At 62.8% G+C, this 23,268-nt stretch carries 21 protein-coding genes and 5 pseudogenes; 7 read left to right on the top strand and 19 right to left on the bottom strand.

The window, feature by feature from the left end:
* A pseudogene (locus NKH57_RS27585) lies at positions 1-593 on the bottom strand (transposase domain-containing protein); the annotation flags it as partial.
* On the opposite strand from NKH57_RS27585, the gene NKH57_RS27590 reads away from it, so the two are divergent.
* Positions 489-710 (top strand): hypothetical protein, encoded by a 222-nt coding sequence (locus NKH57_RS27590; RefSeq protein ID WP_352949166.1) that lies wholly within the window; start codon positions 489-491, stop codon positions 708-710. The pseudogene NKH57_RS27585 and the gene NKH57_RS27590 sit on opposite strands and share 105 nt — an antisense overlap.
* Before the next feature lie 54 nt (positions 711-764).
* Here NKH57_RS27590 and tnpB read toward each other — a convergent pair whose 3' ends face one another.
* The 10 genes and pseudogenes from tnpB to NKH57_RS33905 all read right to left on the bottom strand — a co-directional run bounded on the left by tnpB (position 765) and on the right by NKH57_RS33905 (position 7,610).
* Positions 765-1,079, bottom strand: coding sequence for an IS66 family insertion sequence element accessory protein TnpB (gene tnpB / locus NKH57_RS27595; protein WP_352949108.1), 315 nt, complete (start codon positions 1,077-1,079; stop codon positions 765-767).
* A 29-nt stretch (positions 1,080-1,108) separates the two neighbouring features.
* Positions 1,109-1,462, bottom strand: coding sequence for an IS66-like element accessory protein TnpA (gene tnpA / locus NKH57_RS27600; protein ID WP_352949111.1), 354 nt, complete (start codon positions 1,460-1,462; stop codon positions 1,109-1,111).
* A gap of 486 nt (positions 1,463-1,948) precedes the next feature.
* Positions 1,949-3,190, bottom strand: coding sequence for an L-2-hydroxyglutarate dehydrogenase (lhgD, locus tag NKH57_RS27605; protein WP_352949113.1), 1,242 nt, complete (start codon positions 3,188-3,190; stop codon positions 1,949-1,951).
* Positions 3,191-3,207: 17 nt separating this feature from the next.
* Positions 3,208-3,345, bottom strand: a pseudogene (locus NKH57_RS27610) (oxidoreductase); the annotation flags it as partial.
* A 408-nt stretch (positions 3,346-3,753) separates the two neighbouring features.
* Positions 3,754-3,981, bottom strand: a complete 228-nt coding sequence (locus NKH57_RS27615) for a hypothetical protein (RefSeq protein WP_352949115.1) — start codon at positions 3,979-3,981, stop codon at positions 3,754-3,756.
* Positions 3,982-4,245: 264 nt separating this feature from the next.
* Positions 4,246-5,385, bottom strand: a complete 1,140-nt coding sequence (pqqE, locus tag NKH57_RS27620; protein ID WP_352949118.1) for a pyrroloquinoline quinone biosynthesis protein PqqE — start codon at positions 5,383-5,385, stop codon at positions 4,246-4,248.
* Positions 5,382-5,678 carry a pyrroloquinoline quinone biosynthesis peptide chaperone PqqD gene (gene pqqD, locus NKH57_RS27625; protein ID WP_352949121.1) on the bottom strand — a complete coding sequence of 99 codons (297 nt, stop codon included), beginning with the start codon at positions 5,676-5,678 and terminating at the stop codon, positions 5,382-5,384. The genes pqqE and pqqD overlap by 4 nt, the downstream gene beginning before the upstream one ends.
* A complete protein-coding gene (gene pqqC, locus NKH57_RS27630) occupies positions 5,678-6,433 on the bottom strand; it encodes a pyrroloquinoline-quinone synthase PqqC (RefSeq protein WP_352949124.1) in 756 nt (251 codons plus the stop codon). Before pqqC ends, pqqD begins: the two co-directional genes overlap by 1 nt.
* Entirely contained in the window at positions 6,430-7,365 is a 936-nt protein-coding gene (pqqB, locus tag NKH57_RS27635; RefSeq protein WP_352949126.1) for a pyrroloquinoline quinone biosynthesis protein PqqB, read from the bottom strand. The genes pqqC and pqqB overlap by 4 nt, the downstream gene beginning before the upstream one ends.
* Before the next feature lie 146 nt (positions 7,366-7,511).
* A complete protein-coding gene (locus tag NKH57_RS33905; RefSeq protein ID WP_502904184.1) occupies positions 7,512-7,610 on the bottom strand; it encodes a pyrroloquinoline quinone precursor peptide PqqA in 99 nt (32 codons plus the stop codon).
* Positions 7,611-8,072: 462 nt separating this feature from the next.
* Between NKH57_RS33905 and NKH57_RS27645 the strand changes: the two are divergent.
* Positions 8,073-8,477 (top strand): annotated as a pseudogene (locus tag NKH57_RS27645) (ISAs1 family transposase); the annotation flags it as partial.
* 353 nt (positions 8,478-8,830) lie between these two features.
* Positions 8,831-8,944 (top strand): annotated as a pseudogene (locus NKH57_RS27650) (sulfate ABC transporter ATP-binding protein); the annotation flags it as partial.
* A 134-nt stretch (positions 8,945-9,078) separates the two neighbouring features.
* Here NKH57_RS27650 and NKH57_RS27660 read toward each other — a convergent pair.
* Positions 9,079-9,482, bottom strand: a pseudogene (locus NKH57_RS27660) (ISKra4 family transposase); the annotation flags it as partial.
* 183 nt (positions 9,483-9,665) lie between these two features.
* Here NKH57_RS27660 and NKH57_RS27665 point away from each other — a divergent pair.
* The 4 genes from NKH57_RS27665 to NKH57_RS27680 all read left to right on the top strand — a co-directional run bounded on the left by NKH57_RS27665 (position 9,666) and on the right by NKH57_RS27680 (position 14,987).
* Positions 9,666-11,057, top strand: a complete 1,392-nt coding sequence (locus NKH57_RS27665) for an aminotransferase-like domain-containing protein (RefSeq protein ID WP_352949164.1) — start codon at positions 9,666-9,668, stop codon at positions 11,055-11,057.
* A gap of 10 nt (positions 11,058-11,067) precedes the next feature.
* Complete coding sequence (locus NKH57_RS27670; protein WP_352949132.1) at positions 11,068-12,318, top strand: NAD(P)/FAD-dependent oxidoreductase; 1,251 nt, start codon at positions 11,068-11,070, stop codon at positions 12,316-12,318.
* A 631-nt stretch (positions 12,319-12,949) separates the two neighbouring features.
* Entirely contained in the window at positions 12,950-13,864 is a 915-nt protein-coding gene (locus NKH57_RS27675) for an alpha/beta fold hydrolase (RefSeq protein ID WP_352949134.1), read from the top strand.
* Between the two features lie 721 nt (positions 13,865-14,585).
* Positions 14,586-14,987 carry a hypothetical protein gene (locus tag NKH57_RS27680; protein WP_352949137.1) on the top strand — a complete coding sequence of 134 codons (402 nt, stop codon included), beginning with the start codon at positions 14,586-14,588 and terminating at the stop codon, positions 14,985-14,987.
* Positions 14,988-15,442: 455 nt separating this feature from the next.
* On the opposite strand, the gene NKH57_RS27685 is transcribed toward NKH57_RS27680, so the two are convergent.
* The 7 genes from NKH57_RS27685 to NKH57_RS27715 form a co-directional block, all read right to left on the bottom strand.
* Positions 15,443-16,186 carry an ATP-binding cassette domain-containing protein gene (locus tag NKH57_RS27685; RefSeq protein WP_023667735.1) on the bottom strand — a complete coding sequence of 248 codons (744 nt, stop codon included), beginning with the start codon at positions 16,184-16,186 and terminating at the stop codon, positions 15,443-15,445.
* Positions 16,187-16,195: 9 nt separating this feature from the next.
* Positions 16,196-17,395: an alanine racemase gene (locus NKH57_RS27690; RefSeq protein ID WP_352949140.1), complete on the bottom strand. Its 1,200-nt coding sequence runs from the start codon at positions 17,393-17,395 to the stop codon at positions 16,196-16,198.
* Between the two features lie 12 nt (positions 17,396-17,407).
* The gene (locus tag NKH57_RS27695; RefSeq protein WP_352949143.1) at positions 17,408-18,376 is read right to left on the bottom strand and encodes an ABC transporter permease; all 969 of its coding nucleotides are present in this window, start codon (positions 18,374-18,376) and stop codon (positions 17,408-17,410) included.
* A gap of 35 nt (positions 18,377-18,411) precedes the next feature.
* Positions 18,412-19,473, bottom strand: coding sequence for a substrate-binding domain-containing protein (locus tag NKH57_RS27700; RefSeq protein WP_352949146.1), 1,062 nt, complete (start codon positions 19,471-19,473; stop codon positions 18,412-18,414).
* Between the two features lie 66 nt (positions 19,474-19,539).
* Entirely contained in the window at positions 19,540-20,601 is a 1,062-nt protein-coding gene (locus NKH57_RS27705) for a substrate-binding domain-containing protein (RefSeq protein WP_352949148.1), read from the bottom strand.
* A gap of 1 nt (position 20,602) precedes the next feature.
* Positions 20,603-21,901 (bottom strand): M20 family metallopeptidase, encoded by a 1,299-nt coding sequence (locus tag NKH57_RS27710; RefSeq protein WP_352949150.1) that lies wholly within the window; start codon positions 21,899-21,901, stop codon positions 20,603-20,605.
* Complete coding sequence (locus NKH57_RS27715) at positions 21,898-23,112, bottom strand: ROK family transcriptional regulator (protein WP_352949153.1); 1,215 nt, start codon at positions 23,110-23,112, stop codon at positions 21,898-21,900. Before NKH57_RS27715 ends, NKH57_RS27710 begins: the two co-directional genes overlap by 4 nt.
* Positions 23,113-23,268 lie beyond the last annotated feature (156 nt).

Below are 23,268 nucleotides of genomic sequence, written 5' to 3' on the forward strand. Positions count from 1 at the left end.
CGGCACGCCTTCGCGGGCATAGCGTTCAGCCTGGCGGTTGAGCGGCTGATGCTGGCCGAACTTCTCGAACAGGATCATCGCCAGCAGGCCGGGACCGGCCCAGCCGCGTGGGGTGGCGTGGAACGGCGCCGGAGCCTGGCTGATCGCTTCGCAGTCGCGGCAGGTGAACTTCTCCCGCACGTGCTGGATCACTTTCCATTGCCGCGGCACCACCTCCAGCGTCTCGGTGATATCCTCACCCAGCCTGCGCAGCCGATGACCGCCGCAGCAGTGGCAAGCGGTCGGCGCCGGCTCGACCACGCGTTCGCGCGGCAGATGCTCGGGAAATGGCTGGCGCGCCGGTCGTTTGCGCACATAAGGTGCCACCTCGGTGGTGCGGCCTGCGGCCTGCTCGGCGGCGATCTCGTCTTCCGTCGCGGTGCTCTCGAGTTCCTCGAAGGTGAGTTCCATCTGGTCGTGCAGGCGGCTGAGCGTTCAGAACTCTGACCATGCAGCGCCCGCTGCAGCTTCCGGATCGTCAGATGCTGATGCGCGATCAGCGCCGCATCATCCGATGCCTTGGCCCTGGCGACCGCCAGTTCGGCCTCGACCAGCGCAGCGCGCGCGGCCTCGTCTTCGGCTCTGGCCAGCGCCGCGGTCAGCGCTGCTCTCAGCTCGCCAATATCGTCCGGAACAGCATCCTGGGCGGTGGCAACCATGCCCTGGAGTGAATCATAAAACGCGTCCGCTGACTCGCGGAAAATGGCGCAAATTTAAAGAAAAACTCAGCCCGCGCGCTGCGGTCGGAACGTGTGAAGCGGGTTGCGCCAATCGATCCCGTCGAGCATGTAGGCGAGCTGCGCCGGTGATACGGAAACCGTGCCGTCCGCCGGCGACGGCCATAGAAACCGGCCCTTCTCGAGCCGTTTTGCATACAGCGACATGCCGAGCCCATCATGCCAGATAATCTTGATCAGATTGCCGCTGCGGCCGCGGAAGACATAAAGATCGCCGGCATGCGGATCCCGGCCCAACGTCTCCTGAACCTGCAGAGCGAGGCCCTGCATCCCGCGACGCATATCGGTCCGGCCGACCGCCAACCAGATCCGCACCTGGCTCGGGACCGGGATCATGAAACGCCCAGCGCCTTCACCATCGCCGCCGCCAGTGTTGGCGGCGTGGTCAACGGAATCCGCAGCCGCACCTTGCCGGCGATCTCCAGCTCGATCACCGCTTGTGGCGCCGCCGGCCGCGAAACGGCGACAGGCTCATCGGGAGCCACGACAACTTCGGCAAAGCCCGTCTCGCGGGCTCTCATCGTGCGGCGCCACTTGTAGATCAGGCTGGTCGCGACATCGTACTGACGCGCTACCGCCGCCACTGTGGCCTCGGGCGCGAACGCCGCAGCCAGGATTCGGCACTGATCTTCTTCACTCCAACGACGACGACGCTCAGGCCCGGTCAATAACGTCACATGGCTCATGCTGTGCTGCCAACTTCGCTCGTAAGGACGACCTTAAGAGCGCAGCCTCGCTACCGTGCCATGCTCGCGCAAGGCGGCCCTCGCCGGAGGCGTACAGGGAGCCCACTCGAGATGCCGCTTCGCGTTGGCAATAGGCGTGAAGATAATAGGTGATGTCGCGCCCCCCTGCTGAGTTCGGAGACTGCTCCAGGATGGCGTCCTTTCCTTGCGCCTGGGTCGCTGCGCAGGCCGTTAGGCCAGGCTGGAGGCTGACTTTACGACGGTGTAGAAATCACGGGCATACGCTCCTTGCCCGAGCTGTCCACAGGATGAACCTTTCCCAAACGGAACGTGGTAGTCGACGCCCGGAGCCGCGTCTATGGAGCGCTCAGCCGCGCTCCTATCCGCTTTGGTGTACAAACCGACGAGTTCACATTGGGGTCGAATCGCCGCCCTCAGCCAAGGCGCCGGCGATGCACTTTCTATGGCTGGTCACGATCGTCTCCTCTAGAGGATAGAATGCGATGGGGACCCGCCTTCGAGCAGACGGTCGACGATCATCGCGCCGATGGGAATGGCAGACGTGGCAGCAGGTGACGGCGCATTGCAGACATGCAGCATCCGCTCGCTTTCGACAAACAGGAAATCATGGACAAGGGTCCCGTCGCGCAGCACCGCTTGTGCACGAATCCCGGCGGCCGGCGTTCGCAGATCCGCCACTGTAAGCTCCGGGCAATACTTTCGGCACTCTTCCAGATACCTCGCCCTGGAGAAGCTGTTCGAGAACTCCCGAAGACCGGACCGCCAATTGCGGCCGATCACACGCCAGAAGCCCGGAAAGGCTGCCATGCTGGTCAAATCGCCGAGGCTGAAGCTCGCCTTCTCGTATCCCTCACGGGCAAAGCCGAGCACTGCGTTGGGACCTACGGTCACGCGGCCGTCGATCATTCTGGTAAGATGGATGCCAAGAAACGGCAGGTCTGGATCTGGAATCGGATAGATAAGGTGTTTGACAATGGCCGAACGTGATTCTGGTAATACGAAATACTCACCTCGAAACGGTACAATGCGATGCTGGATGTCGAGCCCCGCAACCCGGGCGATTCGGTCCGATTGCAAGCCAGCGCAGGCGACAAGACGCCGCGCCCTCAGCTTGTCCCGGCCGGCAAGTACCGTGACGTGTCGGTTTTCTTCCTTAACTAATGTAACAGCTTTGTTGAGTCTGATCTCAATTCCGCGCTCCTGTAAATCTGCTGCCATGGCTGCGCAGATGAGGCGATAGTCGACAATGCCGGTAGCGGGCACGCGCAGGGCCTCAAGCCCGAGAATATTTGGCTCGGCCGCTTTCAAGGCATGGCCGCCAAGCCGTTCAAAAGCGATATCGTTAAGCCGGGCCCGCTCCTCCAGTGCTTCCATGCGCTGAAGTTCGCGATTGTTCGTTGCGACTAGCAATTTGCCGCAAGTCTCGAACGCTATACCCTTTACCTTGCAGAAGGCTTTGGTAGCCTCGGCACCCTCGCGGCAGAGTTTGGCCTTCAGGGATCCAGGCTGATAATAGACGCCGGCATGGATGACGCCACTGTTGTGGCCGGTTTGATGGGCAGCCAACTCCTTCTCCTTTTCGAGAAGGACAATGCGCGCGCTGGGCTCTCTCTGCGCTAGAGCGGTGGCCGTTGCCAGCCCGACAATTCCACCGCCGACAACACAGTAATCGTACTCGCCGAGATTTGCGAGGCGCGGTGCGCTCATGCGTGCTGGCCACCATTGATGTGAAGCTCCGCGCCCGGCCAGGCGCACTCTTCAGAAAACGACTGTCGAGACACGGCGATGATACGCCAACCGTGTTCCTGAAACAACTTGACGGTTGCATGACCGATACCTCGACTGGCTCGTGTCGAAAGCATGCCCGGTACCACACCCGCTCTCGGACTGGATGTATGATGCATCGAGCAACGTGTCGCCGGCTTCCGGGGCTCGTCGCGGAGAAATTTCCATGACCCAGTTGCAAGTTCTCGCTCCTAGTGGATATCAGCCGGGGCCAACCTGTTGCTCGCGTTTCATCCGAGTGCTTCATACGAGAGGTTGTTGTCCCGGACCCATCTATGGAACTCGGTCAAAACCCGATCAGAGCACAGCCGCACGCGGATCGTGGAAAGTGCGGCATCGGGGTGGAAGCAAGCCGCGACAATGCCGAACGGCTTTGGCTGATGGTTCCGGATTCGGACAGACTGATTGCTTCCACGCATTGGAGCTTCGGCCGATTCTACGCTCAGTCATTCCGAAGGGTTCGCCAACCACACTATTCAGCCTCCTCACGCTTTGCCGGAGCGCCGCGCCGGAGCCGAGTGCGTTTCGAGCAGCAGGTGGCCGGCGTCGAAAATATGGGCTTCCATCCGGTGCAGGGCCAGCATCCACGAGAGGGAATGCGAAGTGACGGTAATGTTGATAACCGCGGGTGTCACCTGCTCAAGCACGTCGGGCAGTGGCCGCTGGCTGCCGGCGCTGACGACAGGCGCGGTTGCGGCCGGGAATGCTGGCAATTGGAGTAAGCGCGAAATAGAGGGCGGCGAATGCGCCGATGTATCTTGACTATCCCACAGTCATTTTTTTCGGCCCCCGAATACGATCTCGCACCGGAATTCCCGACCCTGAAAGCCTGCGAGTGACTAGTGGCGGATCAGGCTGTCCTCGTCAGCAGGTACATCGAAAAGCCTCCGGCGATGCTGAACCCGGAGAAGTATCCGTTTACCCATCGCCCGATTGCGTCCACGATCAATCTGCTGGGACCATTGTCGCCGGTCGGACTAGCGTACGATTTCGCACTGCTCTTGTTCCGAGCCAACTCCTGTCCGACGATAGATGAACGCTTTGTCCGCCGCAGCATTTGCCGCGATGTGCTGTGTTTCGTCGATGAGCGTGGCCATGCGAGCGTGGATCGGCGACTTGATGCAGACCGGATCCGTTGCGGCGGCATCGCCGGCAATCGCCATCGCCTGACATCTGCAGCCGCCCCAATCGATCTCGCGCCGCTCGCAGCTTCGGCACGGCTCCTGCATCCATTCGGTCCCGCGGAAGGCATTGAATGCCGGCGAATCGATCCAGATCTCGGCGAGCGGGCGCGTTCCGAACCGTTCGAAGCGGAGCGAAGGAACCGTCTGTGCAGCGTGGCAAGGCAGCACGGTCCCGTCGGGCGTCACCATGAAGGCGTCTCGCGCCCAGCCGCCCATGCACGGCTTTGGATAGATGGCAAAATAATCCGGGGGGACAAAGTCGATGTTGATGATGCTGGCAAGCCGTTGCTGCGCCGCCGCCACGATCTCCGCCTGCCTGTCGACCGCAGCAGGTTCGGGCATCAGCCAATCGCGATTGGCCAGCGCCCAGCCGGCATACTGCACGTTGGCGATCTCCAGCCGCTCCGCGCCCAGCGAGAGGGCTAGATTGATGAACTCCGGTACTTGCTCGATGTTGTGACGATGGATCGGCGCATTAATGGTGAGCGGCAGCCCGGCCGCGCGGGCCCGTCGGGCCGTCTCCAGCTTCTTTTCATGACTTCCCCGGTGGTTGCCGATACGGTCGGTGGTCGCCGGACGGGCACCCTGAAAGCTTAGCTGCAGATGGTCCAGACCGGCTTCCGCAAGGGCCTCGAGGCGGCCTTCGGCAATGTTGATGCCGGCGGTGATCAGGTTGGTATACACTCCGCGCGCCGAAAGCCCGGCGATCAATTGTTCGAGATCGCGGCGCAACGTCGGCTCGCCGCCGGATAGATGCACCTGCAGAACGCCGAGATCGGCGGCCTGCGAGAAGAGACCGAGCCAGGTCTGCGTGTCGAGCTCGCGATTGGCCTTCAGCAATTCGAGCGGATTGGAACAATAAGGACACTGCAGCGGGCAGCGATGCGTCAGTTCCGCCAGCATCCCAATCGGAGGGAGAACGGGCTCGCTCATAGCTTCACCAGCAGCTTGTCCGACCATTCCTGCAGGAAGGCGATGACGTCGGCTGCCACGACCTCCTGTTCTGCTTCATAATCGGCGGCGAGACCGGCGATGATGTGGCCGACAGTGGATCGCCCGTCGCATCGGCGCAATATGTCGAGACTGATCTCGTTTGGCCAGAATACCTTCTCCGGCGAAAGTACGGCGAAGGCCTGTCGCACGGGGTCATACTGTATGCGCACGTGCTTCGGCAGTGATGGCACCGATCGCAACGACACAATGGCTCTTTCGCGCAGCGCCATCATCAGGTTGCCTCCGGGTGGAAGGCGCCGGGCGGTATGTTTCCCGACGCGCCATAGGCATGCTGAAGCGCGTCGAGCATGGCCCACAGTATATCGCATTTGAACACCAGCGCATCGACCGCCTGTTGCTGGCGTTCGGCCGTATCGGCATGGCCGAGCACGTAGGCGAGGGCGAAGTCGGCATCGCGCGATGCCTGTTCGGGCCGCCGGCTGAAATAGGCGAGCGAATCCTCGGTGACGTAATCGTATCTGGCCAGCATCGCCGGCACTCGCTCGCCGATGATGAGCGGCGAGAACATTTCGGTTAGCGACGATGCAACCGCCTCCAGCAGCGTCCGGTTCGTGCAGAAGGAAAGGTAGGCGCCGACGGCGAAACGGGTCGCCGGCAGCGTCAGCCGTTCGCTCTTGACGGCTGCGGCATCGAGCCCGAGCGAGGTGGCCAGATGCAGCCAGCGCGCTACGCCGCCGCTCCAGCCGTCCTCGCCGTCATGGTCCTCGATGCGTTTGCGCCAGGCGGCGCGAAACGCCGGATCCTCGGCACGTGCCAGGATCATGGCGTCCTTGCGCGGAATGACGGCCTGGTAGCAATAGCGGTTCAACGCCCAGGCCTGCATCTCGGCCTTCGACAGGGCGCCAATGGTCATTCTGTGGTGGAAAGGATGGTGGTTGTGATAGCGCTCTGCACCGACCTGCCGCAGCAAGGCCTCGAGCTCGCTCCTGGACAGGCCACCTCTGGCCGCGTCTTGGAAATCGCTCAAAAGTCCATCTCCATTCCATCGCTGGCGACTTCCCAGCCAGCCGCTTTGACTGCCGCGTGTTCGGCGGAATTCTCGTCGAGAACAGGATTGGTGTTGTTGATATGGACGAAGATTCGGCGGCCCATCTTCACATCGGCCAGACCGGCAATCGAACCTGCTTCTCCAGAAATTGCGATGTGCCCCATGCGCGCACCGGTTTTCTGGCCGACGCTGGCAGCGATCATCTCGTCGTCTGTGTAGACGGTGCCGTCGAACAGAAGGCAGGCGGCATCGGCCAGACGCGTACGCAGGGCGGCATCGATGCGCGCGCAGCCCGGGATGTAGAAGACCGCGCCATGACTGCCGGCACCGGTGATGCGGACTCCGATCGTGTCGCCCGTATCGGAGCTGAAATTGGCCCTGGGATCGCCGCTTTGCTCGAGATAGAGCGCGATCTTCCCGGGCACGGGAAAGACATCGACGACCACACCGGTTTCATGGCTGCCCGCATCGCAGATCGCCAGTTCTCCCATTGGTGCCAGGCGTCGCGGCACGATCGCCGGATCGAGAACGCTGAAAATCGAATTCGCCTCCAGCGTCGCCAGCACCTGTGCGCTCGCATAGACGGCGAAAGGCTGTCGTTCACGCAGGCTGAGCAGGCCGGCTATATGGTCAATGTCGGCATTGGTCAGCACCACCGCGCGGATAGGCGTCGAGCGCAGCGGCGCCTCGGCTGCGGGCTGCAGCTCTGGCGTCTGCGCAATCTGCTGGCGAATGTCGGGTGAAGCATTGAAGAGAACCCAGCCTGTCCCGTCCGCCGACGCGGCAATGCTGGATTGGGTTCGTGGATGCACGCCGGGCGTCCCGGTGCGAGCTGCGCGGCTCAGGCGATAGTTGCAGTTCCATTGCGGAAAGCCGCCTCCCGCCGCCGATCCGATGATCTTCACACGCATTGTGATCTACCCGCTCCGCAGCCCATCCGAGCGGCAGGATATCCTCGCGCAAGAGGCCTCGCGCCCGAATTTTCCGGGGCAAAGCCGTCGCGAGATCGGCAAGGGGGGTGTATGTCCCTGTTGCCAAGGACGCGCACCTTTGCTGCCTATTTCCTGGGAGGACTTTCAGCAGGCAGATATCGCGAAATTTCGAAGCCCGCAGCCACCTGGCACATGGTGGGTTTTTTCCAGCTCTTCTTCTTCATGGCATTCTCCTCTTCTGCCAGCCCGAAGGGGCCGGTCATGTCGTTGGCGCCATTGCGAGCGCTGCGATGGCGCGTCCATTATCTCACAAATGGACAAATGAAGCATTGGGTTCTCAAACAACCAGAAAACAAAGGAATAAAGCATAACCGCCTACTTTTATGATCTGTTCCTTCTCTCCTCTCTCCCGCTGATGCCGATCAAGTCACCCCAGCGCCGCTGTGTATAGTATCGCGGCATCGATCTGGCCGGCGAGCATGCCTTGAGCACAACCTCTCCCATCGACGGATCGTCTCGACGCCCTCGATATCGGATGCACAAGCACGTAGGAGGAGCGATAGTAGGCATTGGTCGCGCGCTAGGACCTGAAAGTAGCGGGATATTGGTGATCACGCAATTAAGCCGGAAGGAGTACGCCCAGCCGTAGGCCCGCCGGGCGGTTGTCTGTCGGGAGGAGACCGGCCATGGACGCAAGCTTTCTCGATCATATTGACGACATTGAAGATCCTCGCGTGCCCGGAATGGTGGTCTATCGGCTCGACGAGATCCTGCTCACGGTGCTCGTGGGCCTGTTGTGCCGAGCGGAGGATTTCGACGAGATCGAGGACGTGGGCGTCGAACTGCTCGACTGGCTCCGGCGCATGTTGCCGTTCGCGCATGGGGTTGCGCCGGCGCAGACCTTAAAGCGGACGCTGGCACGGCTCGATCCGCGACAGTTGGAGACGGCGTTCGCCGCCTGGGTGAAGAGCCTCGCCGGGCGCATCGGCGGCGTCGTCGCCATCGACGGCAAGACCGTGCGCGGCTCCAAGCAGGACGCCGACGGGACAGGCGCGTTGCATTTCCTTCAGGCCTGGGCGCACGAGCAGACCCGGACTTTGGCTCGGTCCCCGGCGACCATTTTCGTGCGGAGGTCACCATCCTTGTCACCGCAGACTTTCTCCATTCCTGCAAGATTGCCTTCTTGGCGATCAGGTAGTCGAGCGAATTCTGCGAACCGGAAAATCGAAGATACAGCAGCTTACCAGTCGCGCCGATGCCTTGGCGGATCAGGCGAGCAGCCAATCATTAAGATGGAATTCATAGATCTTGCCATCGTTCTCGGTCGGATGGGAGTCATTGTCGATGCCGCGATCGGTGATGTACAGGCTCATACTATGGCTTGGATCGTCGCTGCTTGGCGCCAGCGCCATCCCCGACGGTTTGTGCGCATGGGCCGCGGAGATACGGTGGCGAGCGCCAGCGGGTCGAAATCGAATTGCCGGTCGATCATCCCGCGGCGCAGAAAAGCCGGGTGGCGTTCCGGCCCGGCCGCTGGAAGCTATTTCCGGCCTCTTAGCTACAAGGCGGTTGCCAACCCGTGTTGGAGCGACATTGGCTATTTTTCAACGCACCTTAGCGAGAGCACCAGGGTCATCGGATTTTTCGGGGAAGCTGCAAAGCCGTAGTGCTCGTAGAAGGCTTTCGCTTCAAGTTCGGGATCGCCTGCGCGTTGCGCCGGATGTAGGTGGCGAATTCCTCGGCCGTTTTGATGAACGCCTTCAGCTTTGGGTGGGCGCAGTCCTCTTCGATCTCGGACAGTTCGTCGACCAGGGCCTCGGCCCACAATAGTCCGGCGCGAAAATTGCCGTGCCACAGGGACCGTTTGATCCGCAGAAGATCGCGGGCGATCCGCTCGCCGTCATCCCGGCCATGATGGGTCAGGCCTTTGGCGAATTGGCCAAGGACGGTCAGGCGCATGGTGATATGGAACCAGTCGAGGTGATGTTCGGCGTAAGGCGCCATTTCGGCCGCCAGATTGCGGACGTCGTTGCCACCATCGGTCAGGAAGGTGACGGCCTATTCATCTGCAGGCCCTGGGATCGCAGAAGCTCCCACTTGACGGGCATCCTGTCGGCCGGGTTGTATCTGGTGGCCGTGCAAATCTCCAAACGGATCGGGCTCGTAAACACCATGGTGTTACTCACCTGCCGTCCAGTCTTTGCCTTTTGCTCATTCCCTTCATGCCGAGCCTCGGTCCGGTCATCGTACTTCTGCTGATCAGGAGCGCCTTGTTGCAGATGGATGGATGTCCCAACCCGCACCTCCTACGTCATGGCGGTGGTGACACCGGGGGAGCGGACCGCGGCAGCGAGTGTCACCGCCGTCCCGCGCAGCCTCGCGGCAGCGGCCAGCCGCCGCAGCGCGAGATTGCGCGGGCGCTCGGCATCAATGTCACCACGGTGACGCGTGCACTGTCGACGCTGCAGCAGCGTGGCCTGCTCGAAGCGCGGCCCGGACGCGGCACCACGGTCGCGGCCCGCGACGCCGGCGAAAGAGCCGGCTTTGTCTCGGCGCCGAGCGACGACACGGGCGTCATCGACCTTTCCGTCAACCGCCCAGCAACCTCGGCCTATCTCGACGCGCTGGCGCTGCTTCTGCCGCGCCTGGCCAAGGACCGTTTTTATCCCACGCTGCAGGACTACCACCCGCCGGAGGGTCCGCTGTGGGCGAGGGCGGCGATCGCCGAATGGATGAAGCCGGTGGCCGGCGACGGCGATCCCGGCCGCGTCGTGCTGGCCGCCGGCGCCCAGCATGGACTGGATTGCGTGCTCGGCGCGGTGACCAGGCAGGGCGAGATCATACTCGCCGATGAAGTGACCTATCAGGGCATCAACGCGCTCTGCCGAGTGCATGGGCTCGATCTCCGGGGCGTCGGCATGGACCGCGGCGGCATGCGACCCGACGCGTTCGAAGCCGCTTGCGCGCAGCTGCGCCCCCGCGCGGTGTTTCTGGTGCCGACGCTGCACAACCCGACAACCATCACGCTGAGCGCCGAACGCCGGCACGATTTGGTGGCGGTCGCCCGGCACCACAATGTCCTCATCATCGAGGATGACGTCTACCGGCCGCTGGCCGACAATCCGCCGCCGTCGCTGGCCAGTATCGAGCCCGAACTGACGGTCCATATCGGCGCGCTGTCGAAGTGCCTGGCGCCGGGTCTGCGCCTTGGCTTCGTCATCGCGCCACGCACCATTGCCGGCCAGGTCGCAGCGGCCTTGCGCATCAATTGCTGGAGCATCAGTCCGCTGACGGCGCTGATCGGCACCCGGCTTATCGAGGAAGGCTCCGCAGCCCGCATCATCGAAGCCCAGAAGCAGGAGCTGCGCCAGCGCCAGGCCGTGCTCTCCGCAATCCTCGGCCGCTATGACGTTCAGAGCCACGCCGCCTCGACCCATGCCTGGCTGCGGCTTCCCGAGCCTTGGCATGGCGCCGGGTTCGCCCGTACCTGCCTGGAGCGCGGCGTTGCCGTGCTCCCTGGTGACGCCTTCGCTGTCGGCCGCGAGCCGGTGCAGCACGGTGTGCGCATCAATGTCGGCGCCGCGCGCTCGCAGGACGATTTGCGCAGCGCGCTGACTACGATGGCCGAACTGCTCGCCGCCGGCCATTTGCAACTGCCCGGCTTTGTCTAGGAATCCACCAGTGGCAGCTTCTGAAACGGTCGAAATCGCCATTGTCGGTGCTGGTGTTGTCGGACTGGCGACGGCGCTGCGGCTTGCGGCGGAGGGTCGCGAAGTCCTGCTCATCGACCCGAACGAACCCGGCTCCGGCGCCTCGTTCGGCAACGCCGGAACGATCGCCGAATATGCTTGCATGCCGGTCGGCAATCCTGCCGTGCTGCGCGCGCTGCCAAAGCTGCTTCTCGATCCCGACAGCCCGTTTTCCTTGCGCTGGGCAGCGCTGTTGCAGCTTTCGCCCTGGCTGGTTCAATTCGTCCGGCAATCGCTGCCGGCGGCCACCCGCGCCAACGCGCTGGCGCTGGCCGGGCTGCTGGCCGACGCTTTGCCGGCTTGGGACGAAACGGCTGGGGAAGCCGACATCGCCGACCTCTTGCGCCGCAATGGCTGCCTCTATCTCTATCGCAGCGAAAGCGATTTTGCAGCTGGAGCCGGGGGCAGGGCACTGCGGGCCAAGTTTGGCGTCCACCAAGAGGTGTTGACGCCACAAGAGGTGGCAGCACTTGAGCCAGGCCTGCCGGCGACCGGGACGCGTGGTTTGTTTTTTCCGGACTCAATTAATGTCACCGATCCGGCAACCGTCATGCAGCGCTTGCGCGATGCTGCGACCGCCCGTGGCGCGTCGGTGCGGCAGGCTGACATAACCGGATTACAAGTCGAGGCCGGCGGTGTCCGACTCAGCGGCCCGGGTTTCCAGATCAAGGCGGGTACGGTGGTGATCGCCGCTGGTGCAAGGTCGCGGCCTCTGGCCGCGCTGGCCGGCGACGGCATTCCGCTCGAGACCGAGCGCGGCTATCACCTGGAATTCCAGACCGATGCGCCGCTGCTCAACCGGCCGGTCTGTCCCGTCGAGCTCGGTTTCTACATGACGCCGATGGCCGGCCGATTGCGGGTCGCCGGCACCGTCGAACTCGGCGGCCTTGCCGCGCCGCCAAATCCGCGCCGGCTGGCGCTGCTCGATCGTGGTGTCAGGCAGTTTTTTCCCAAGCTCGGCAAGCCTTCTTCAGAATGGCTCGGCTTCCGGCCGTCACTGCCCGATTCCCGACCGGTGATCGGGCGCTCGCGCGGCAGCACAAAAGTGATCCATGCCTTCGGTCACGGCCATCTCGGCCTGACGCTGGCGCCGATCACCGCGCGCCTGGTCGCCGATCTGATTGCCGGGCGTGGCGACAATGGCCGCCTTGCGCCTTTTACCGCGGATCGGTTCGATGGCTGAAGTCGTCCCCACACGGTCTGCAAAAAGGCGACGCCCGTGTTTAGCCAGCAGTGCGAGAGTGAATTTTCTGCCTTGGCAATGGCTAGCTCGCACACCGAAAGCCGGACCATCTAGCAGGAGGCGCAATCGTGACCTCAGAGGGGCACCAGCAACGTCCCTTTGGTAGGCGGTCCAGTCGTTCCGGAATGAATGACATGAGGCGCGAAGCATTCGGCTCCAATCGGGAAGTGGAGCCGCTCTTGGTCAGACCTCCGTCGCCTCGGCAAGTCCAAGGGCATCCTCGACGTCGACACCGAGATGTGCGAGGCGAAATCTCGCCTCCCACTGCCGCAGGTCCGCAGGGCCAATTCCTGCTAAAACAGCTTTGGACCGGGTCGTCGGCGGTTCCCATGCCGGTGTCCTGACGCTTCCTCAATCGCGCGGGAGAAACCTAGCCCCTGGTTTCATTCGCGGAATGAAAAAAATCCTTCGTAGGCATCAGCAACACAACAAAAGGCTTTCTTCGTTCATTCGACGTCAGATTCGAGCTATTAGGGCCGTCTGTGAGTCCCTATGCTCCTCATCGAAGCGGATCGGCAGCCACACGCTGGGGTCGACATGGCTCAGTGCAACAACGTTCAGGGAGGACCACATGTGTAGGATAATCATGGCAGTGCTAGGTTTGCTGCTCGCTAGCTTGCCGGCCACGGCGCGGGTCGTCCCATTCCCGCCAGGCTTCAAGACGCAATCGATCGAAACCAATGGCACGAGCCTTAATGTCCGCATCGGGGGACAGGGCCCCGCCGTCGTCCTGCTGCACGGCTTCGGCGACAGCGGCGACATGTGGTCGCCTGTTGCGGCGAAGCTGATGCAAGATCACACCGTAATCGTGCCAGACCTGCGCGGCATGGGACTTTCCGCCCATCCCGACACCGGCTACACCAAGAAAAACCAGGCCGTCGACATTGCCGGTATCCTCGACCATCTGAAGATCAAGAAGGCCGACCTCGTCACCCACGACATCGGCAACATGGTGGGTTACGCTTTCGTCGCCAAGTATCGCGACCGAGTCACCCGCTGGGTTGTGATCGATGCGCCGCTGCCGGGCATCGGCGATTGGGACAACATCATCCGCTTGCCGTTGCTGTGGCATTTTAACTTTCGTGGTCCCGACATGGAGCGGCTGGTAGCCGGGCGCGAGCGTATCTATCTCGACCGTTTCTGGAACGAGTTGTCAGCCAATCCGAAGGCCATCGACGAAGCAACGCGCAAGCACTACTCCGTACTTTACGCGCGACCTCACGCCATGCACGACGCCTTCGAGCAATTCGCCGCGTTTAACCAGGATGCGGCGGACAACAAGGAGTTGTTGGCGAAGGGCGGCAAAGTCTCGATACCGGTGCTAGCGGTTGGCGCTGAAAAGTCTTTCGGCACGGCCCAAGCAGACGTTCTACGCTATGTCGCGACCAATGTGACTGTTGGGATCGTGCCGGGATCCGGCCACTGGATCATGGAGGAAAACCCGGCCGCCACGGTCAAGCTCATCACGGACTTTCTCGCCAAGTAGCCTATCCGCTGCCCGCTAACGCCGGCGCGCAAACCCGACGGAGAGCTACCATGTCCAGCCAGCCTATGCTGGCCAGGACCATCTTCTGACGCCGAGCAATTGTGTCGTCCCGAGCATCGAGCCGATCCAAGGTGGCGTCCGTTGCTCGGATGGATCGGCGGACCTGGTTTCAAATATCGTTGTTGTGGCGAAGATCGCGAAACTCTACAGCGTCCCCGTGGTGTCGGTGAACGTCAATGCCGGCCGCAGCCAACCGACAGCTGCGCGACATCTTTCCCGACTGCGGCATTGGCAAGGGCATCCTGAACGACCGGCATTAGGCGCACTGCGGCCCGGCAGCATTTCACGGGGGCTGACTGTCTGCCGTGGGACGAAATCGCAACACCAATCATCCCGCCTCACAACCAAGCAGGCTTCAGAGCAGTCGATCAGAATTGAAATGACCGGTATCATGATACCGCATGATCTATAGTTTCGGGATGTTGGACACGTATCCGGCTATGCACGATCATACACTTGCTCGTCGGGCTGCCTTCGGGAGCCACTAAATCGATGGCGTCGTCGGACAGATTTTCTGCGGTGATACGACAAACGGATTTCCCATGATGTCTCGACCGCGAGAGCAAGTTTGCAGGTAAGAAGAAGTGCCAGTTTAATCGGCGTTGCCTCGCCCGCAACACGATCGTCGGTGCGAATAACCAGCTGGCAACGGAAGGGTATCTTGCAAGTCGGCAGGGCTCGCCCGGTGATGGTGAACCTGCCCGTGAACTCCACCGATCGGGCCGGCGTCACGGGGATGAGCTACCGCATTCCGCCGGCCATCTTGGTGGAAGCAGGTAATCGCCGCAAGCCAAGCATCGCCGCGGCACCGATCAACGGTCCAGGCACTAAAAGCAAGAATGCCCAACGCCAGCCGCCAAACAATGCCGCCACGCGCGGGATCAACCCAATGACCAGCACGGTCAGCGCAAAGCCGAGCCCGAGTTGGACGGACAGCGCCGTGGCGACAAAGCGCCTGTCGCCAAGCTCCGTCACATTGCAGCGATCGGAGCATTCGTATGTCGACGCTGATGAGGTTCATATTCGTGCCCGAGCCAGATCCGATGCGCCCAGTCAGTCTTAAGCAAGATTCGTTCCAATTTTCTGTGCGGCGTCTGCAGCTGTGGCCCGGGCGAACGCGGTTAGATACATATTCTGGGCATCTCCTCGCTCGCCGCCGGCCACAATCATCCAGACAGTCGTTCGAATAGGGAGGACAACGACCGTTCTCGCGCGACTTCGACTGGATCTCTGCTTCCGGACATCTGAAGGCGCTGCGGCTGCGGAGAGCGCCACGGGAGAGCCACCATGCTTACCTGGACGAACTGCGGCTGAACTCTGCCTATCGCCCATCGCGACCTCCAGTTGGTCGCCGGAGATGTCCGGTTTTTGGCAATTGAACTCTACGACGAAGATAGGCGCGAAGGCGCCGTCCGCGCAGCGTCGCGTCATCGGCGCGATCAGCGCTAAGACCTACCTGCGTTCAAGCGATCCGCTTGGTGTTGCTCGGCTGGCGGGGGCTCTCAGAGCTAGTTCCTGCTATTGCTGCTGCAGGCCAGTGATCATGGCAATGATCTCGTTCTTATCGGTCTTCGCGGTCTCGCGAATTCCAATCTGCTTGCCACGCCTGAGAACACAGATGCGGTCGGAGAGCTTGAAGACCTGGTCGAGGCTGTGGCTGATGATCAGGATGCCGACATTGCGCTGCTTCAGCGACTGGACGATAGCCTCCACCCGGGCGGTTTCGGCAACGCCCAGCGCCGCCGTCGGCTCATCCAGCAGGATCAGCTTGCTTGCCCAATGCGTGGCGCGCGCGATCGCAACGCCCTGGCGCTGGCCGCCGGAGAGATCACGAATAGTGGCGTGGGCGGAGGGGATGCGCACATCCAGTTCCTTCACCAGTTTCTCGGTCTCGTCGATCATGCGGCGGCGGTCGAGCAGACCGAGGCGGTTCAGCGGCTCGCGGCCGAGGAACATGTTCATGTAGACCGTCTGCTGGTCGGCCAGCGCCAGGTCCTGGTAGACGACCTCGATTCCGTGCGCGCGCCCCATGGTGGCGTTCGACATCGTCACCGGTTTTCCTTCGATGACGATGGTGCCGGAAGAGGGCGGGTGGACGCCCGAGACGATCTTGACCAGCGTCGACTTGCCGGCGCCGTTGTCGCCGACGAGTGCAACGATCTCGCCCGGGAAAACCTCGAGCGAAAAACTCTCGATCGCGGTGATGCCGCCGAAATTCTTGCGAATGTCGTGCAGCTGAAGGATGGGCGCGCTCATGGTCATGTGTTTCTCCTAGACTGGCCAGGCATAGGGTTCACCGAACCCGTTCTCGATGGTTTCCACTTTCGGACAGCCCGTCGAAATGCCCGAAACGCCGACAATATGGGCGCGGGTGACGAAGGCCTGGCCACGGAAGCCGAACACGGCGCTGTCGCCAGGCTTCGGCGCGTTCGCGCCGGCGGCATCGACCATGGCGTAATAGTCGATCGCCGAGGGCGGCGGCACCTCGACGCTGCGCAGTGCCGAGCCTGCCGTCGTCGGTTCGGCCGAGACGATCGCCTTCACGTCATAGTCGGGGAAGATCGGGTCGATGTAGAAGCCGCCGCCAAGGCAATAGGCCTTGCCGCCGGAGAGATGCGAGACCTCGGTGAGATAGAGCACCGCCGGCAGCTCCGGCAAATCTTCCATGACATGCAGCGCGGTGGTGCCATGCAGTCCATTGCCGGGCTCGCACTGCGTCGCGCCCGCCTCGGCGAGTGCCGCCAGCATAACGCTCGAGGTGGTGCCCGGCGCGTTGATCTCGATGCCCTTGCGGCCTGTCTTGGCCAGCGCTTCCGCAGCTTTCGCGAGCGTCGCCAGATTGGGGGTCGGCAGCACTTTTCGCGAGGCATGGTCGAACAGCAGAGCAGGGAAAGTGGTGATGCCTGCGAAACGGCCGCCTTCGACGGCATCCAACCGGTCGGCGACATCGACGATGTCGGCGGCATCGAAACCGCCTTCATGGCCGCGATAGAAGATATCGCCTTCGGCGGCGATGCGGGCCAGCAGATCCTGCACATAGCCGGCCGCATTGGCGCCTGCTGCCGCTTCCCCGGCCTTGGTATCGTTGAATACGGTCCAGTAGTCCGGCTTGAAGGTTTTCGCCGCCGCCGCCGCTTCAAATTTTGCGACCTGCTGGAGATGGCCAAGATGGCCAAGCTTCATGCCTGCGTTGTGGGTGGCGCGGGCGCAAGCCATGTCGACGGCGACCGCGCGGTCGATGCCGCCGCGCATCACCGCCCGGCAGAACGACGAGGAGCGGCCGACCTGCTTTGTCATGGCGAAGATCTTCAGGCCGTTGCGGTTGGCTTCGTTCTTGAGAACCCTCGCATTGGCCTCAACCGTGTCGAGATCGAGCACATATGCATTGGCCGGCAGCTTACCTTGCTGGTGCAACCGGATAGCTGCTTCGATGAAAGCGGGGTTGCGCAGGCGCAGAACGTCGAGAAACATGGATGGCTTCCTTCAGCGGGATTTTTCGCGCAGCGACACGGCGACGGCGGTCAGGATGATCAGGCCGCGCACGATCATCTGGTCGGAGACCGACAGGCCCATCAGGATCAGGCCGTTGTTCAGCATGCCCATCATCAGCGAGCCGACCAGCGCGCCGACCACGGAGCCCTTGCCGCCATTGAGCAGCGTGCCGCCGACGATGACGGCGGCGATGACCGTCATCAGGTCGGTTTCGCCGAGCGTATATTTCGCTGCCTGCAGGCGACCGGCATAGAGCAGGCCGGCAAGACCGGCGAGCCCGCCGCTGATGGTCAGCACGGCGAGCCTGATCCTGGGCACGCTGATGCCCGACACACTTGCGGCGCGGGCATTGTCGCCGGTCGCCAGCACATGCGCGCCGAAACGGGTTTCGCGGAACACCAGGTGGCCAATGGCGACGGCAATCACCGACCACCAGACCAGTGAGGGGACACCGAGCAGCGAGCCGGAACCGAAGAAGCCGGTGAAAGCTTCGTTGGTCACCGAGATCGAGCGCAGGTCTGTCATCGAACGGGAAACGCCGGCAAACAGGCCGAGCGTCGCCAATGTCACCAGGAAGGAGGGCAGCCTGACATAGGCGACGAGGACGCCGTTGATGACGCCGATAAGCAGGCCGGCGCCGAGGCCAGCGACGATGCCTGCCGGCATGCCGTAAGCGTTGATGGTGACGGCGGCCGCAAGGGCCGCCACCGCCACGATCGAGCCGATCGACAAATCGATTTCGCCGGCCGACATGACGAAGACCAGGCCGATGGCCATGATCGTCACCGGCGTCGTCTGCAACACGATGTTCGATAAATTGCGGACGGTGAGGAAGCCGCTGTCCCTCAGCACAATGGCGAAGAACAGGAAGATCGCCAGGAAACCGAGGTAAACGACATATTGGTGCAGATTAAAGCGGCTGGCGAAGCTGCCACCGGCACTGGTGTTGGCACTGGACATTTCATCCCTCCGGTGGTGAGCGCTTCGCCTTGAGTCTATTTCATCGCGTCCGCGATGGCGGCTGGTACGTCCCTGTTGAGGGATTTCTTCCAACCGTCCTTAACCGTGTCCTTGGTGACGGCGATGGAATCGACGGCATAGAATGGCTCGGCCTTCTTGCCGACCAGCGAGCCTGCCGAGGCGCGCGCCAGCGTCACGCCGATGCTATAGGCCTCGTCGGCGACAAGGGCCGCGATGTTGCCGCCCTTGACCATGTCGAGTGCGGCAGGCTCGTTGAGGTCCAGCGTTACGATCTTGGTGTGGCTATTGCCGGCGCCGCGCAAGGCCGAGAGCACGCTCAGCGCCGGTTCGGCCCAGGTGACATAGATGCCGTCTAGGTCCGGATGCTGGGTGATCATCGCCTGGGCGATGTCTTCGCTGCGCGCCGGGTCGGCCATGCCGGCCTCAGCCTCGATCTTCATATCGGGATAGTCCTGCTCGATGGTCTTCTTGAAGGCCTGGTCGCGCTGATTGGTGACGTAGAAATCGGCATCGTGGAAGATGTAGCCGACCTTGCCCTTCTTGCCGAGCGCCTCGGCCATGGCGGTGCCGGCCTTGTTGCCCATCTGGAAGAGATCGTCGGAAACGATGGTGACATAGTCCGTGCCCTGCTTGTAGCCGGCCGGGCAATTGTCGACGAAGCCGAGCTTGACGCCGGCCTGGCGGGCCGGATCGTAGACCGAAGCTGCGGTTGCCGGGTCGACGGGAAGCGACAGGATGATCGATGGCTTTTTGGCCATCACCGTCTCGACATCGGCCTTCTGTCGCGCGGCGTCGAAACCGGCATCGGTCTGCGCGACCACCTCGATGCCGAGGCGCTTGAATTCGTCATGGGCACCGGCGTTGACGGCGTTGGTGTATTCGCTCATCTCGTGCCAGACGAGGGCGGCGGTAAACTTGCCGTCCTTGATCTGCTGCTCTTCGGCTGGCGTCAGCGTAAGGCTGCTCGCCGGCACCCGCTTTTCACCATTCGGTCCTGTGGTGACGCCTTCAGCGGCGAAGGCGTGCATGGCAAACAGGCTCGCCATTGCAGTCATGATTACAGATACTTTGCGCATGTCGGTTCCCTTTTTGTTGTGTCGAGGAAAAGCTCCGGCGCCGCGGGCCGCGCCGGAGCGAGAGCCTTACTTGGCCGCGTCGAGCACCGGCTGCGGCGCGTCGCGGTTGAGCGAGTCCTTCCAGCCCTGCGCGACGTTCTCCTTGGTCACGGTCAGGGCCGGGGCGACGACGAAGGCGGGTGTTGGCTGGCCGAGCAGCGACTTCATGCCGGAAGCAGCCATGGCCCGGCCAAGTTCATAGGCCTTGTCGGCGACGAGGGCTGCGACATTGCCGCCCTTGACCATGTCGAGCGCCACCGGCTCGGCGAGGTCGAGCGTGACGATCTTGGTCTTGGTGTTGCCGGCGCCGCGCAGCGCCGACAGCACGCCGTCGGCCGGCTCGGCCCAGGTCACGTAGATGCCGTCGAGATCGGGATGCTGCAAAAGCATCGCGTTTGCCAGTTCCTCGGCGCGGGCCGGGTCGGAAATGCCCTGTTCGGCGACGATCTTGATGTCGGGATAGTCCTTCTCGATGGTGGTCTTGAAGGCTTGGTCACGCTGGTTGGTGACGTAGTAGGTAGCGTCGTGGAAAATGTAGCCGACCTTGCCCTTGCCGCCGATCGCCTTGGCCATCGCGTCCGCAGCCTGCTTGCCCATCTGGAATAGATTGTCAGTAACGATCGAAGCGTAATCCGTGCCCTGCTTGTAGTCCTTGGGCAGGTTGGACAGGAACACCAGCTTGGTGCCGTCCTTGACCGCCTGACGGAAGGCTTCGGCCGAGGTGACCGGGTCGAGCGGCAGCGCCAAGATGATGTTGGGCTTGGCGGCCAGCGCCGTCTCGATGTCGCTGCGCTGGCGGGCGGCGTCGAACTGGGCATCCGTCTTGACCGCAATGGTAATGCCGGCGCGGGCGAATTCGTCGGTGGCGCCGGCGGTTACCGCATTGGTGAAATCGGACGAGGTGTGCCAGAGCAACGCTGCCTTGTAGCCCTTGTCCTTGAGCGCGGCGATGTCGGCATCGCTTAGGATCACGTCGGCGCTCGGCGTGGCGCTCTCGCCCTGCGGGCCGACCGTCTGTGCAAAGGCTGAGTTGGCGGCAAGCATCAATCCGCCGGCAAAGGCGGCGGCAATCAGTGTCTTCATCAGCATGTCAGTTCTCCCATTTTTTGCTTCGTTGGTGGTTCAAGTCGGCCACGCCGCAGTAGCGGGCCATGAAGGCGGCGAAGCCGACAATGCCGGCGAGATATTCCTCGACATCGACGTGCTCCTCGAACGTGTGGCAGTTCCTGATGTCGCCGGGCGCGCAATAGACGGCAGGAATACCGAGCTGATTGATGAAGAAGGGGGACTCCGACCAGAACGGCGCGCCCTCGATGACGCCGCGTCCGCTCATTGCGCCAGCCATCGCGTTGGACAGCATGGCGACTTCGGCGCGAGTTTCATCGATCTCGGCGGCGGTGCCGCCCAGCCTGTGGTCGCGGCCGGCCGGATAAGCGAACTCGATCGATATGTCCGGATCGGTGATGGCGCCGCGCACGGCGGCCTCGATCTCGGCGGCGGCGATGTCGAGGTCTTCGCCAGGCAACAGCTTGCGGATCAGCGACAGCGTGCAGCGCTCGGGAACGGCAATGTAGCCGCCGCCGGCAAGCCCGGTGATGAGCAGGAAGCCGCGCCCGACCAGCTTGTGCTCGGCGCGCGCGGCGACCTCATCCGAATGCTTCCAAAGCGCCGTCATCGCGGCATGGCTTGCGCGGAGCGCATCCTTGCCGAGTTCTGGCACGCCGAAATAGGCGGATTTGCCAGTAATCGTGATATCGGTGATGAAGAAGCCGATCTGCGCCGCATAGACGGCCAGGCGGGTCGGCTCGACATAGACGGTGAAATCGGGTGCTGTGACCTCGCCGGCCTCGATGCGTCCGACGAAGTGCTTGATCCCGGCGGAAATGCCGGTGCCGGGCTGGCCGCTCTCCTCATCGCCGACGAAAGCAAAGGCGACGTCGCCCTTGAGGCGAATGCCAGCCTTGTCGAGTAGCGCGAGTGCCGCAAGCGAAGCAGTGATGCCGGCCTTGAGGTCGCCGGAGCCGCGGCCCCAGACAGCGCCATCAATGATCGGGGCGGCGAACGGATCCTCACGCTCGGTGCCTGCCCAATGCTCACGCCAGCCGTCGACATGGACGGTGTCGGTATGGCCGATGAACAGGAGGCGCTTGCCCCGGTCGGCACCTTGGCCTGCGCCCTTGCGCTCGCCCCAGATGTTTGGTCGGCCGGGCAGGAATTCCGTCCTGGTCAGGCCGCTGAGGTCAAGATCGCGCATCCTGGCTTCGAGGAAGTCGACGAAGTTGGCTTCGTTGCCGGTGATGCTCTCGCGGCCGATGGCGCCGCGAAACAGCGTCAGTGCGTCGTCACGGTCGAGCGCAGCCTGCAGGTGGGCGGTGATATCGTGAGTCATATCGCGGCCTCCTTCAGGGCGGCGGCCTGGGCAGGCGGCAGGGAAATCCGGCCATCCGGCGCGTCGACGCCGAACAGCGTGTTGTGCAACTGGCCAAGGCCGATTGCCGCCGCGCCAATGAGGGCTGCGCGTGCGCCGAGTTCGCTCGCCTCGACCGTGACCGGATAGGGGAAGCATAGCGGCAGAAGTGCCTGCACCCGAGACAGGATCTCGGGCCGCAGGCCAATCGAGCCGCCGAGGATGACCTTTTCCGGATTGGCGATCGCCGCGATTGCGGCGACGCCTTGCGCCAGATGGCGGGCGGTTTCGTCGAGCACTGCGAGTGCGTCCTTGTCGCCACGCGCGGCATTCTCGAATATTGCCGGCACGGAGACCTGCCTGCCGGTGAGGGCGTGGTAGCTATCAGTCATGGCGTGGGTGGCCACGGCGCGTTCGAAGGCGCCGGTGCGCAGCGATTCCTCCGCGAAGGGATCAGCACCAATCGGCATGAAGCCGATCTCGCCGGCGGCGTGCGCAGCACCCCGCACCAGATGGCCGCCCAGCATCAGCCCGCTGCCGACGCCGGTGCCGAGCGCGATGTAGGCTAGATTGTCGATGCCTTGGCCCTGGCCGAGCCAGTTCTCGCCAAGCACGGCGAGGTTGACGTCGTTCTCGATCATCACCGCGACGCCGAGCGCCTTTTCGAAGGCATCCAGCACATTCATCGTGTCGAACCCGGCAATGTTCGGCGCCAGTAGAATGCGGCCCGTGGCCGGGTCAGGAGCGCCAGGCGCGCCGATGACGGCGAGGCGTATCTTCTTGCGCGCGACGCGCTGTCTGGCGGCGGCATCGAAGGCCAGCGCTGCAATCTGATCGACGACGAACTGGCCACCGCGCGGATCGGTCGGCGTGGCGGCTTCGGCAAAGATCTGGCAGGCAAGGTCGGTCAGCGCGACCCGCACCTTGGTGCCGCCAAGGTCGACGGCGATGATATAGGCGGCGTCGTGGACCAGTTCGTAGGTGACGGCGGTGCGCCCGACATGGCCGCTGGTGCGGCCGGTTTCCTGGACCCAGCCTTCCTGCTCGAGCCCGCGCATGATTTCAGAAATGGTCTGCTTCGACAGGCCGGTCAGCTTGGCTATCGAGGCGCGCGAGATCGGCCCGCCCTGGACGATCGCTTCCATCACAGAGCGCTGTGAGAACTGACGGGATATGCGCGGCAGGTCAGTCACATCGAACCTCGATTAATTCGTTCTATGACCGAACTTATTATTGGAAATTGGACTTGTCAATGTTTGGGTATCGGTATGCCTCATGAAACCGAAGGCGGCGTATCTCATGGCCATGCGATGCATAAGGTGCATGCTGCCCGGCGGCATTGTTCAGCA

This window comes from Mesorhizobium sp. M1050 (assembly GCF_040318715.1).
GTDB lineage: Bacteria > Pseudomonadota > Alphaproteobacteria > Rhizobiales > Rhizobiaceae > Mesorhizobium.

What these genes read in the sequence shown, in the direction of transcription:
- NKH57_RS27590 (WP_352949166.1), top strand. Translation starts at nt 489, where the DNA reads ATGCAGCGCCCGCTGCAGCTTCCGGATCGTCAGATGCTGATGCGCGAT.
- tnpA (WP_352949111.1), bottom strand. Translation starts at nt 1,462, where the DNA reads ATGAGCCATGTGACGTTATTGACCGGGCCTGAGCGTCGTCGTCGTTGG.
- lhgD (WP_352949113.1), bottom strand. Translation starts at nt 3,190, where the DNA reads ATGAGCGCACCGCGCCTCGCAAATCTCGGCGAGTACGATTACTGTGTT.
- pqqE (WP_352949118.1), bottom strand. Translation starts at nt 5,385, where the DNA reads ATGAGCGAGCCCGTTCTCCCTCCGATTGGGATGCTGGCGGAACTGACG.
- pqqD (WP_352949121.1), bottom strand. Translation starts at nt 5,678, where the DNA reads ATGATGGCGCTGCGCGAAAGAGCCATTGTGTCGTTGCGATCGGTGCCA.
- pqqB (WP_352949126.1), bottom strand. Translation starts at nt 7,365, where the DNA reads ATGCGTGTGAAGATCATCGGATCGGCGGCGGGAGGCGGCTTTCCGCAA.
- NKH57_RS33905 (WP_502904184.1), bottom strand. Translation starts at nt 7,610, where the DNA reads ATGAAGAAGAAGAGCTGGAAAAAACCCACCATGTGCCAGGTGGCTGCG.
- NKH57_RS27665 (WP_352949164.1), top strand. Translation starts at nt 9,666, where the DNA reads ATGGATGGATGTCCCAACCCGCACCTCCTACGTCATGGCGGTGGTGAC.
- NKH57_RS27675 (WP_352949134.1), top strand. Translation starts at nt 12,950, where the DNA reads ATGTGTAGGATAATCATGGCAGTGCTAGGTTTGCTGCTCGCTAGCTTG.
- NKH57_RS27685 (WP_023667735.1), bottom strand. Translation starts at nt 16,186, where the DNA reads ATGACCATGAGCGCGCCCATCCTTCAGCTGCACGACATTCGCAAGAAT.
- NKH57_RS27690 (WP_352949140.1), bottom strand. Translation starts at nt 17,395, where the DNA reads ATGTTTCTCGACGTTCTGCGCCTGCGCAACCCCGCTTTCATCGAAGCA.
- NKH57_RS27695 (WP_352949143.1), bottom strand. Translation starts at nt 18,376, where the DNA reads ATGTCCAGTGCCAACACCAGTGCCGGTGGCAGCTTCGCCAGCCGCTTT.
- NKH57_RS27700 (WP_352949146.1), bottom strand. Translation starts at nt 19,473, where the DNA reads ATGCGCAAAGTATCTGTAATCATGACTGCAATGGCGAGCCTGTTTGCC.
- NKH57_RS27705 (WP_352949148.1), bottom strand. Translation starts at nt 20,601, where the DNA reads ATGCTGATGAAGACACTGATTGCCGCCGCCTTTGCCGGCGGATTGATG.
- NKH57_RS27710 (WP_352949150.1), bottom strand. Translation starts at nt 21,901, where the DNA reads ATGACTCACGATATCACCGCCCACCTGCAGGCTGCGCTCGACCGTGAC.